8 protein-coding genes are annotated in these 12,067 nt (G+C 59.8%); 3 read left to right on the plus strand and 5 right to left on the minus strand.

The genetic code is table 11. The features are described 5' to 3' along the window. Nucleotides 1-64 precede the first annotated feature (64 nt). Complete coding sequence (gene lldD / locus AB4N92_RS03160; protein WP_010208917.1) at nucleotides 65-1,195, plus strand: FMN-dependent L-lactate dehydrogenase LldD; 1,131 nt, start codon at nucleotides 65-67, stop codon at nucleotides 1,193-1,195. Between the two features lie 484 nt (nucleotides 1,196-1,679). After that, the gene (locus AB4N92_RS03165) at nucleotides 1,680-2,606 is read left to right on the plus strand and encodes a GGDEF domain-containing protein (protein WP_010208916.1); all 927 of its coding nucleotides are present in this window, start codon (nucleotides 1,680-1,682) and stop codon (nucleotides 2,604-2,606) included. A gap of 21 nt (nucleotides 2,607-2,627) precedes the next feature. Here the strand turns inward: AB4N92_RS03165 and AB4N92_RS03170 are convergent, their stop codons facing one another. The 5 genes from AB4N92_RS03170 to trhO all read right to left on the minus strand — a co-directional run bounded on the left by AB4N92_RS03170 (nucleotide 2,628) and on the right by trhO (nucleotide 9,384). Further along, nucleotides 2,628-3,395, minus strand: a complete 768-nt coding sequence (locus AB4N92_RS03170; RefSeq protein ID WP_268934420.1) for a TenA family transcriptional regulator — start codon at nucleotides 3,393-3,395, stop codon at nucleotides 2,628-2,630. 79 nt (nucleotides 3,396-3,474) lie between these two features. Then, nucleotides 3,475-5,937, minus strand: a complete 2,463-nt coding sequence (locus AB4N92_RS03175) for an EAL domain-containing protein (protein ID WP_021490788.1) — start codon at nucleotides 5,935-5,937, stop codon at nucleotides 3,475-3,477. A gap of 71 nt (nucleotides 5,938-6,008) precedes the next feature. Continuing rightward, on the minus strand, nucleotides 6,009-7,811 hold the full coding sequence (locus AB4N92_RS03180; protein WP_010208913.1) for an ABC transporter ATP-binding protein: 1,803 nt from the start codon (nucleotides 7,809-7,811) through the stop codon (nucleotides 6,009-6,011). Continuing rightward, nucleotides 7,804-8,406, minus strand: coding sequence for a DsbA family protein (locus AB4N92_RS03185; protein ID WP_175439633.1), 603 nt, complete (start codon nucleotides 8,404-8,406; stop codon nucleotides 7,804-7,806). The genes AB4N92_RS03180 and AB4N92_RS03185 overlap by 8 nt, the downstream gene beginning before the upstream one ends. 36 nt (nucleotides 8,407-8,442) lie before the next feature. Continuing rightward, the gene (gene trhO / locus AB4N92_RS03190) at nucleotides 8,443-9,384 is read right to left on the minus strand and encodes an oxygen-dependent tRNA uridine(34) hydroxylase TrhO (protein WP_010208911.1); all 942 of its coding nucleotides are present in this window, start codon (nucleotides 9,382-9,384) and stop codon (nucleotides 8,443-8,445) included. A gap of 235 nt (nucleotides 9,385-9,619) precedes the next feature. On the opposite strand from trhO, the gene AB4N92_RS03195 reads away from it, so the two are divergent. After that, on the plus strand, nucleotides 9,620-12,049 hold the full coding sequence (locus AB4N92_RS03195; RefSeq protein ID WP_236267637.1) for a Tc toxin subunit A: 2,430 nt from the start codon (nucleotides 9,620-9,622) through the stop codon (nucleotides 12,047-12,049). The last annotated feature ends 18 nt before the right edge of the window (nucleotides 12,050-12,067 follow it).

A 12,067-nucleotide genomic window follows, 5' to 3' on the forward strand; every position in this document is an offset into this window, starting at 1 on the left:
TTGTTTTTATCATGCCAGAGAAATGCCTATCCTGCCTGCACCTTGCCTTGTGGAGCCCCTAATAATGATTATCTCCTCCGCCTCCGACTACCGCGCCGCCGCCAAGCGCAAGCTGCCGCGTTTCCTGTTCGATTACATCGACGGCGGCGCCTACGCCGAACACACGCTGCGCGCGAACAGTTCGGACCTGGCCGAGATCAGCCTGCGACAGCGCATCCTGCGCAACGTGGACAACCTGAGCCTGAAGACCACGCTGTTCGGCCAGGAACTGGACATGCCGGTGATCCTCAGCCCGGTGGGCCTGACTGGCATGTACGCACGACGTGGCGAAGTGCAAGCGGCCAAGGCGGCGGCAAACAAGGGCATTCCGTTCTGCCTGTCGACGGTGTCGGTGTGCCCGATTGAAGAGGTGGCGTCGCAAAGCGCGCAGGCGATCTGGTTCCAGCTGTATGTGCTCAAGGACCGTGGCTTCATGCGCAACGCGCTGGAGCGCGCGCAAGCCGCGGGCGTCACCACACTGGTATTTACCGTGGACATGCCAACGCCCGGCGCGCGTTATCGCGATGCGCACTCGGGCATGTCCGGGCCGTTCGCGGCACAACGGCGCATGCTGCAAGCCGTCACCAAGCCGCAATGGGCCTTTGATGTGGGGTTGATGGGGCGCCCCCATGATCTGGGCAATATCTCCAAATACCTGGGCAAACCCACTCACTTGGAAGATTACATCGGCTGGCTGGCGAACAATTTCGACGCCTCCATCAGTTGGAAAGACCTGGAGTGGATCCGCGAATTCTGGAAAGGCCCGATGATCATCAAAGGTATCCTCGACCCCCAGGACGCCAAGGACGCGGTGAGTTTCGGCGCCGATGGCATCGTGGTCTCCAACCATGGTGGTCGCCAGCTGGACGGCGTGCTGTCCACCGCCAAGGCCCTGCCTCCGATTGCCGATGCCGTGGGCGATGACCTCACGGTGCTGGTGGATTCCGGCATCCGTTCCGGGCTGGACGTGGTACGCATGCTGGCCCTGGGCGCCAAGGCCTGCCTGCTGGGTCGCGCGACAGCCTATGCGCTGGCCGCCGACGGCCAGCACGGCGTGGAAAACCTGCTGGACATCTTCGCCAAGGAAATGCGCGTGGCCATGACCCTCACCGGCGTGACCTCCATCGCGCAGATCGATCGCTCCACCTTGGTTTAACCCTGCTGCTCGACGATCCCGCGGGCCTGGCGGCAAGACGGTGGTGCCGGCGGCCGTCTGGCGTCCCATGGCGCCATGGGCAGTGGTGTGCGGGTGATGGGCGGCGCTTATTTTATCTGTGGTGTCATTCCGGCGTTATTTATTCCCGATAAACACTGCGATCCACAGAAACTTCAAGACCACCGCCGAGTTGCCAATTAACTGGCGTCATCCTTCAGCGACTGTTTTTGGCGGTAAAAACAGTCGCTTGATTTATAAGACTTTTTATTAAGTTGAACCTCTCTGGCATGAATCTCGCTCTAACCCTGTTCTAGCAGGTAAGGCGATGACAAGACGTGCGGCAGTGCCCAGGGGTTATAACCCATTGCAAAGCGGTCTAGACTGTTACCTATGTTTTACGGAACTGAAGGAACAGTAAGACGCTTGGGACTCGCCACTCTCATCGAGCCTGTAAGACAGCCAAGTGCTTAGAGGCCGATCGTTTATGAAAACACCCACCCAGACCAACGCAATTGACTTCGATACTGCCAAATTGCAACGCCTGGGGTTTGGTCAACCATCTCTCGTACCACGTCGCCCCACCACCCTTGCCCAACTTCGCCAGCAACTGGGCCTGCAATTGCAAACCAGCCTGGAGCCGGAGCGCATCCTCGGGGTGTTCTTCCGTGAGATCCAGCGCCTGGTGCCCTTGGACGCCTTGCAATACCGCCATCAAGCCAGCGATTTGCGCCTGGAGTTCGGCCATCGTGGCCACCATTCAGTGAGTTACAGCCTGAGCCATGAAGGCGAGCACCTGGGCGAGCTGATCTTTCGTCGCAACCAGCGCCTGGCGGAAGAAGAACTCGGCCAACTCGAATCCCTGCTGGCCACCCTGCTCTACCCGATGCGTAACGCCCTGCTCTACCGCGCCGCCACCCGCAGTGCCTTGCGCGACCCGCTGACCGAGACCGGCAACCGCATCGCCATGGACCAAACCCTGCAACGGGAAATCGACATGGCGCGCAGGCACCTGAACCCGCTGTCCTTGCTGATGCTGGACATCGACCACTTCAAGACCATCAACGACACCCACGGCCACGCCGCTGGCGATAACGTGCTGCGCGCCGTCGCCGCGGCGATCAAAGGCCAGTTGCGCAATGTGGACATGGTGTTCCGGTTTGGCGGGGAAGAGTTTCTGATCCTACTGTCCAACACGGGTCGCGATGCGGCGGCGATGGTTGGAGAACGCCTGCGCCAGGCGGCACAGACCCAGGATTACTGGGCGGATGACACGCGGATTGAATTGACGGTGAGCCTGGGTTGCTCGACCTTGCTGGCCGCTGAGTCCGCCGAAAGCCTGCTGCGTCGGGCCGACAGCGCCTTGTACGTGGCCAAGCGCGAAGGGCGTAACCGCCTGGCGATGGCGGGGTAAGCCCCCGCCATCACCGTTACATCACGCTTCGCTGACGACCCGCGCCTGGCGCTCGCGCACCACGGCCGGAGCTTTTTCTTTCTCCAGACGCATGCAGCTTTCCAGGAACAGGTACATGTAGTCGTAGCTCTTGCACACGGCTTGGCGCAGCTCCGTCTGCAATTCCTTGGACGGGTTCATCCCGGCCAGGGTGCAGATGATTTCCAGCGCTTCCCATGGGTGCGCATCGTCATACTGGGCGTGCATCTTCAGCCACTTCATCGCACGCTTGCGCTCTTCCTCGGGGAAAGCCGCCGCATAGACGCCGGTCGAACACACCACGGCGGACCATTCCCCGGTAGCCCCTTCGATCGCATAGTTGGTCGCGGCAATGGCCACGATCAGCGAATCGGCGGAGCTGGTGTGCCAGCACCAATGGCTCAGCGCATGCAACTCCGGCGGCACGTTCTGGGCCTGCAGGTCCTCCAGGCTGACCCCGTGGGCACGGGACCAATGCACCCAATAGTCGGCGTGGTTGAGTTCCACACGAATATTGCGCATCAGCCAGCGGCGCGCCATATCCTCCCCAGGATGGCGGGCAAATTTGGTCTTGGTGAGGTTCTGTGCCATGTACAAGGCAAACTGTTCCACCACAGGCCAGCCACCAATCAGGTAATGACGCATGGTCTTGGCACTGAGCGAGTTGTCGCGCATGCGCTGGTACAGTTCGTGTTCGACAACGCGGCGCTTGCTCTCGCTACTGTCCAGGATCAGTTTCTGAGCCCAGGCCGGATAACTGGAGGCTTCCATAAGCGGGCCGGTTCTGATGAAGGTGTCGATCACTGTTAAGGCTCCTTTTTAAGTGTGATTGTACAGACCAGCAAATGTTTCAGCGGAATGTGCCGGGCGCCTTGAATAACAGAGGCTGCGGCCGCACAGGTCGACACTGCAAGCTATCAAAGGTAAACAATTGCGGTCGTTCAATCAGGTAGCCCTGAGCGTAATCCACACCAATTTCGAGTAATGCCTGTTCGATTTGCGGTGTCTCGACAAATTCAGCAATTGTGCGCTTACCCATGACGTGGCCGATGTGGTTGATCACTTCGACCATCGCGCGGTTAATCGGGTCGTCCAGCATATCCTTTACGAAACTTCCATCGATCTTCAGGAAGTCTACAGGTAAATGTTTGAGATAGGCGAATGAGGACATTCCGGCACAAAAGTCATCCAGCGAGAAATGACAACCTAAGGCTTTGAGTTCATTAATAAAGCGGATCGCACTACCCAAGTTTGCAATAGCACTGGTTTCGGTTATTTCGAAACAGATCATGCCCGGCGGAATAGTGTATGTATGAAACTTCTCACGTAAAAAACCGAGGAAGTCATCATCCCCAATGGTGATGCCTGACAGGTTGATCGCACACATGGCCATGGGAAGCCCCGGCCGCTCCTGCATGCACCGGTTGATGATCTTGAACACATTTTCCACCACCCAGCGGTCCAGGGACGTCATCAGACCGTAACGCTCGGCGGCGGGGATAAAGCTGTCGGGCAGGATGATGCGTCCGGCCTCGTCGTGCAGCCGCAGTAGGATCTCAATATGCCCATCGCCACCATTGGTCTGCCCGAGGGGCGAGATTTCCTGGGCGTACAGGCAGAACCGGTTCTCTTCCAACGCCATGTGCAGGCGCTGCACCCAGGCCATTTCGCCAAAGCGCAGCGACAGTTCCGAGTCGTCGGCGTGGTACACCTGCACGCGGTTGCGGCCCTTTTCCTTGGCCATGTAGCACGCCATGTCAGCGGCGCGCAGTGAGGTTTCCAAGGTGGTCGGGGTGTGCCCCAGGTGCACCAGGCCAATGCTGACGGTGGTCATGAACGGCCGGCCCTTCCACACAAAGTGCAGGTTTTGCACGGTGTGGCGCAGGCTCTCGGCAATCTTTTCTGCCACCGCCGCCGGGCAGTTTTCCAGCAGGATGCCGAATTCATCTCCGCCCAACCGCGCCAGGGTGTCGCCTTCGCGCAGGTCCGACTGCAGCAGCGCACAGATATGCCGCAGCAACTCGTCCCCCGCCGCGTGGCCGCAGGTGTCGTTGACCAGCTTGAACTGGTCGAGGTCTAGGAACATCAATGCATGGCGCCCGCCATTCTGCTGGGCGGTGGGATGCAGTACCTGTTCCAGGCGGAATTCGAATTCGCGACGGTTGGCCAGGCCGGTCAGGGCGTCGTGGGTCGCCTGCCAGGACAGGTTGGCGATGTATTGCCGCTCCTGGGTCATGTCATGCAACACCAGCACCGCCCCCGTGACCTTGCCGGTGCTGCGGATCGGCGCGCCCACCAGCGTCACCGAGACCGTGCTGCCATCCAGGCGCTGGATGGTTTTGGAATGCTCGCTGCCGCCGCTGAGTTGGCCCTTGACGATATGTTCGATCAGGGTAAAGCCGTCTGGTTGCGCATTGTCATCCAGCAGGTTGAACAGCGCAGCCAGGGGCAGACCTTGAGCCTGGGCCGAATTCCAGTGGGTCAGCGCTTCGGCCGCCGGGTTCATGTAGGTGATGGCGCCGTCGACATCGGTGGTGATCACCCCGTCGCCAATCGACTCCAACGTGATCTGCGCACGCTCTTTCTCTTGTTGCAGGGCGTCGGCAAACGCGTGGCGCTGGGTCAGCAGCTTATGGGTGCGCAACAGTGCCAGCACGATCAGCCCCAGGGCCGTGGCCAGGTTGGTGATCAGCAGCAACCGCAGGATCATCCGCGAGCCTTCGCCCAACGCATCACTGAACGCCTTGGCGGCCGGCGTCACACCTTCGTTGATGCCAACGATATGTGCTTTCCACTGGCGTACGTCGTTGGCGCTGACCTGATCACGGGTGATCGCGCCGTGCATTTCACGGGCGAGGTCATCCAGTTGCATCAGGTAGCCATCGCCCACTGCCCACAACTCGATGGCTTTTTCCAGGTAGCTGAAATGACGAAAGTTGAGGTACAGCCAGATCAGGTTGGACACGTCATCCGGGTGGTTGCCGCCCTTGAGAATACCCAGGCGTGCGGCGCTCAGGTCAGGGGTAGGACGGTCCAGGGCAGTGCGCAGTTCGTGGCCGCCCTGAGGCACGGCAATGGCCTGCTGATATTTGAGGTAAGTGGTTTCGTCGCGGCTATCAGCGTACAGCGTCAAGTAATAGATGGCGTCCTTCTGGCCTTTGGACCACAGGCTTTCACCGGCCACATAGCCACGCACTGCCGAGAGCACGTAGAGACTGACGCAGCCCAACAATGCCTGGAACAGTACAACGGCGATAAAGGGCCAGACGATGCCCAACAGTTTTGGCGTTCCGAGAGTCCGCTTTTGCTTCATGAAGTCCCTTGCACATGCACTGCTGGATACGCACGCGAATATCCGCTTCCGATAGCTCAGCCCAGGCTAAATCAACGCACTTGTTGCAAGTGTCCATAGAGTTTGGCGTACAAGCCGCCATCGGCAATCAATTGCTGATGATCACCGTCCTCGGCAATGTGACCGCCGTCGAACACCAATACTCGATCTGCCTGCTTAACCGCCGACAGGCGGTGGGCAATGATCAGTGTAGTACGCCCGCTCAGGAAGCGTGCGAGCGCCTGATGCAGGTTGTACTCGGTGGCGGCGTCCAAGGCGGAAGTCGCTTCGTCGAGGATCACGACCTTCGGTTCGGCCAACACCATCCGAGCAATCGCCAGGCGCTGACGCTGCCCGCCGGAAAACCGCACGCCGGAACGCCCCACCACACTGTCCAGGCCCAAGGGCAGTGACTTGACGGTAGCATCCAGTTGGGCAATTTCCAGTGCCTGCCAGCACGCCTGGTCACTGCGCTCACGGCCCATGGTCAGGTTGGCGCGCACGGTGTCATTGAACAATGCAGGGTGTTGCAGCACCACGGCGACATTTTCGCGAATCGTCTCCAGGCCGATTTCCTGCTGGGTGGCACCACCAAAACGGATAGTCCCGGCCTGGGGCGTGTAGAGGCCGAGCAAGAGTTGCACCAAGGTACTTTTGCCACCGCCGCTGGCGCCGACGATTGCCACCTTCTCGCCGGGGGCGATGGCCAGGTTCAACTGGTCAAGCACCAGGTCTTCGCCATAACCGAAATTGAGTCCACGTACTTCGATGCCGACGGTCTCACGCCCAACGAATGGGTCTTCGCCCCCGGCGTATTGCGGCTCATCGGCACGCGCCAGCAACTCATTGATCCGCGTCAGCGCCCCGCCCGCCGCGTAATACGCGTATTGCAGGTTCAGCAACTGTTCCACCGGGCCAATCATGAACCACAGGTAACTGAACACCGCGAGCATCTGGCCGATGGACAGGTCGGAGAACAGCACGGTGAGCATGGCCGCTGCGCGAAAGATGTCGATACCGAACTGGAACAGCAAACCACTGGCGCGGCTGGAGGCGTCGGTTTTCCACTGGGAATGGATCGCGTAGTCGCGCACTTCCCGGGCACGCTGGCCCAGACGCCCCAGGAAGAACCCCTGGCGATTGCCAGCGCGGACTTCCTGGATCGCGTCCAGGGTTTCAGTCAGGGCCTGGGTAAAACGTGAAGTGCTGTCGTTTTCCAGCTTCTTCAGGTGTTTGACGCGCTTGCCCAACTGCACCGTGGCATAGATCACCAGCGGATTGAACAGCAGGATCAGCAGCGCCAGTTGCCAATGCATCCACACCAGGATCGCCGAAGTGCCCACCAGCGTGAGCATGGCCACCAGGAACCGGCTCAGTGTTTCGCCGACGAATTTGTCCAGCGTGTCGAGGTCGGTGACCAGGTGCGTGGTGACCGTGCCGCTGCCCAGGCTTTCATACTCGCCCAGGGAAATACGCTTGAGCCGCTCGATCAGGCGCACGCGGATGCGGTACACGATGTCCTTGGCCAGCCGCGCAAACAGCCGCGCCTGCACCACGTTGAACACCAATGCGCCGCAGCGCAGGAACAGGGTCACCAGCAGCATCAGCCCGATATAACCGGCCGCTTTCTGCCAGCCCAGCGGCAGCGCGTGGTTCATCACGTTGAGGGCTGCGTCGCCGTGGCCCAGCAGTACTTCATCCACCAGCAGGGGCAACAGCAAGGGGATCGGTACGCTGCACAGGGTCGCCAGCACGGCGACGCCGTTGGCGATCCACAGGGATTTCTTGTGACGCAGGGCCAGGCGGCGAATTTCCGCCCAGGTCAGGCGATCGGTGCGCTGGGCGGGTTCATGCACAGGTGGCTCGCTCCAGCCATCGGCCCAGCAAAGGCGACAGCTCGGACAGCGGCTGGTAACCGTTGGTCAGCAAGGCCAGTTGACCATTACGCTCGGCCAGCAGCGTCGGGAAACCGGCGATGCCCAGGTCCTGCACCCAGGTGAAATCGGCCGCCGTGGCCGCATGCTGCTCGGCGCGGTCGAATTCGCCGGCGAACTCGATACGCGGGATCCCCGCCTGCTCGGCGAGTTCCACCAACACGCTGGCGAGGGTCACGTCGCGGCCTTCGACATAGAACGCACGCTGGATCAGCCCCAGCAGCTTCCAGGCGCAATCCGGCGCCAGGCTGCGGGCGGTGACAATTGCCCGGCACGCCGGCTCCGTGTCATACACAAAACCGTCGGGCAACGCGCCTTCACGTTTGAACGGCTGGCCGGTAGCGTCAGTGACCGCCTGCCAATGCTCCAGAATGTAGCGCCGGGTGGTCGGCTCCAGTGCCGCGCCACTGCCGGTACGCAAGCCGCCCACCACCAGGTGCAGCTCCACACCGGCCGCCTGGGCCTGCTCCACCAACGCTTTGGCCACCGGGGCAAAGCCCCAGCACCAGGAACACATCGGGTCCATTACATAGAGCAGGCGCGCGGACATGGCTCAGGCCTCGGAAGGAGTTTGCTTGTAGTTGAAGCCAATCGGGTGCGGCAGGTTGCGGGCCTTGGCCAGCTCGATCTGCTTCTGCCGGTCGATCGCACTGCGACGGGTCTTCTCCGGCAGCTTATCCCAGCAATGCGGGCAACTGATGCCCGCCACATAATGCTCGGAGGCGCGGTCGTCGACACTGACGGGTGTGCGGCAGGCATGACATTGATCGTAGTCGCCTTCGCTCAAGTCGTGGCGCACGGTCACGCGATTATCGAAAACAAAGCAGTCGCCCTGCCACTTGGTTTCTTCCTGCGGCACCTCTTCGAGGTACTTCAGGATGCCACCCTTGAGGTGATAGACCTCGTCGAAGCCTTCGCTGAGCATGTAGCTCGACGCTTTCTCGCAGCGAATGCCGCCGGTGCAGAACATGGCGACTTTCTTGTGCTTGGCCGGATCGAAGTTGGCTTTGATGTAGTCGGGAAATTCGCGAAAACTGGTGGTTTTCGGATCGATCGCGCCTTCAAAGGTGCCGATGGACACTTCGTAGTCGTTACGGGTGTCGATCAACAGCACCTCTGGGTCGCTGATCAGCGCGTTCCAGTCCTTCGGGTCGACATAGGTACCGACTTTCTTGTTCGGATCGACGCCTTCGACGCCCAGGGTCACGATCTCTTTCTTGAGCTTGACCTTGGTGCGGTAGAACGGCTGGTCGTCGCAGTAGGACTCTTTGTGGTCGATGTCGACCATGCGCGGGTCGTTCTTCAGCCAGGCCATCAGGCCGTCAATGCCTTCGCGGCTGCCGGAAACGGTGCCGTTGATGCCTTCTTCGGCGATCAGCAAGGTGCCTTTGATGCCGTTGTCGACCATCGCCTGCAGCAGTGGCTCGCGCAGGGCGACGTAATCTTCGAGGGTGACGAACTTATACAGTGCCGCCACGACAATCGGTTGAGTCATGGGTGTTCTCTCCAGGTGGCTACCCTCGTAAGGGGTGAACCGGATGCTAAAAACGCGAACCACGTCGCGCGGCGCGCATTCTAGCAAAACCGCGACGCCACCGCATCGACACTCCGTTAACGATATTTCCCTGACACGCTCACGCCTTTGGCTGACCTCGGCCCGAGCCACCTGCGTGATAGCGTCTTGCGTCGCCCAGTGGATCCACCTTTGGGCTCACAGGAAGATCGATGACATGGAAACCTTAAACCGTTCGTTATTGGCCAGGCTGGTGGAACAGCCCGTTACTCCAAGTGTTGGGAAGGTCGACTTCACCACTGCCATGGATCTGCTCCGCTTCACCAGCGTCTTCGACATCGTCGAGCTGCCCGAGGCCGAGTTCATCCGTCGACTGGCCCAGTACAATGATGACGACGGCGCCCAGGCTTATACAAACGCATGCTCCTACACCACTCAGTTGCAATGGCTGTACGACCAACAACCATTGAACACCCCTCATGCCCGTAGCAAACGCGACCTTGAGCCGAGCGCGCCCAGCCTGCTCAATGAGGACTGGGGCAATGCCTGCCACCCCGATGCCATCGCCGCTATCGATTCGCCTGTCGCCTACCTGCGAGCACTGTTTCTTTTTGCAACTCAGCTTGAAAAAAACGGCAAGGGAACGAAAACCAAAATCCTCTTGAGCCAACGGCGCCCAGAGCTGAAAAATTTACCGATTGACCACGACACGACCTTTGCCCAGCGCCCGCTGCTGACGCTGATCGATGACATGTTGCGCAAACAGATCAAACTCCATCACCCGCAGGAGAAGGTGCGCGCGCTGCTCAGCAAGCAACGCTACCCCTTGACACTGCCTTACCACCATCATCACCTTCAATGCCGCCTGGGACTGTCGGGAACCCAGCACGCCTTGGGTGAATTGAATTATCGAATCAGCAAGCGGTTGCCGTTTGACGATGCCGGCAGCACACGGTATGGCACGGTCAAAACGCGCAACAGTGACGCACAATGCCTGCTAAGCGAACTGAATCCCCAACAGCAAGAACTGTTGACGCAGCCGCACGTCACGGGAAGCACACTGTTTGAAACCTACTTTGGCAGACCCAGTGCTCCAGAAAACCTTGACGACTTTCTGAAATGTACGGCGCTGGACACTACCCAGTTACAAGCCCTTCTGGCGCAAAACAGTTTCGCCGCCCATGCCTCCCTCTCGGCGTCTAAACAGTTGCTGATCTATGGTGCCCGCTATGTCAATGGCACAGACCGTCTACCCAAGCTAGAGGTCGGCCAATCCGCCGACGAGAAAACAGCGACACTACTCAATACCAGCCTCGATCGGTTCGACCGTCTGCATCGGATGATCCGCCTGCAAAAGTGGGTCGATCTGCCATTCGCCGAACTCGATACGCTGATCGTCAGCACCATGGTGCTTGAGGGCACAGCCAACGCCGATCTTCAGATAAGCCACACCACCCTGCGCGCACTGGGGGTCTACCGCTATCTTCGTGGACGCTACAGGCTCAAGCCGCTGGAATTTTCGGCGTGGCTGGATCGCCTACCCGTGCAGGCCAGCGCCAACGAGCCCGCCTTATTCGATCAGGTGTTCAATCGCACACTATTGTCCGGGCGACCGCTACCGCTGGACGACCAAACCTTCGATTCGCATACCCGCCAGCAGCTTTGCGCCGCGTTGGCGTTGAGTGATACACCGGACTCGCTGCAACTGCTGACAGACGCGTTCCCCAACCCTCTCCACAGGAACCTGGTCACGTACTCCGGGATCTATCGGCTGGCACGCATCGCCCAGGTTTTCGGCCTTTCTGTCTTGCACTGCAAACAACTGGCCGACCTGCTCGGCCCGTCCACCTGGAGCAAGCTGGCCACCCCCACATTAAGCAACGAGATGGACTTTCTCGATGTGCTCATGCGATTGGACTGGGCCGTCACCTGGCTCAGGGACAATGACACCAGCGTAACGCAGTTGCGCCAGCGATTGCTGCTGGAGCCCGCCGCTGATAACTCGGCGCTCAAGCGCTGGGTCGATTTACTCCCAAAGGGGCTTGAGGCGTGCATCCAAGAGTTTTTGGAAAACCCGGCGCCGGCCCTCTACAGCAATGAGCTTAAGCGCTACTACAGGCTACATTTCAAAAAAACGGACACTGAGCCCACCCACCTGATCCTGCTGGCGCCGGATATCACCACGCTGTTGCCGTTGCCGGTTAACAGCACGTCACTGCGTCAATTACTGATCAACCCCCATTGGCTGGACAGCGAAAAATCCCCCACAGAACTGGTCGAGCTGAGCCTTGGCACGCTCTATCTATTGCAGCGTTTCAGAGACTGCTGCGAGAGGTATGGCCTGGCACAGGACAGCCTATTGGAGTATTTCGAGAGCGCCAACAGCATCGGGTCTCAACCCCTCGATACCCGGCTAAGTCAATGGTTGGGGTGGGACGAAAAAGAACTGCGGGCGCTCACTGAGACCTTGCCCACACACAGGGTCAAGTCCATGGACCAGTTGGACTGGATCATGCGCTGCCGGCAAGCCTGCACCATCACCCGCCTCTCCAGCCAAATGCTGCTCGACGCCAGCGAGCTGGATACCGCCAGCGACTTCAATAAATGGAAGCTCGTGGGCGAAGCCATCATCGCCGCACGTCAGTAAAGGCTTTCTCTCAACCAG

The organism is Pseudomonas sp. S3_A09 (assembly GCF_054668065.1).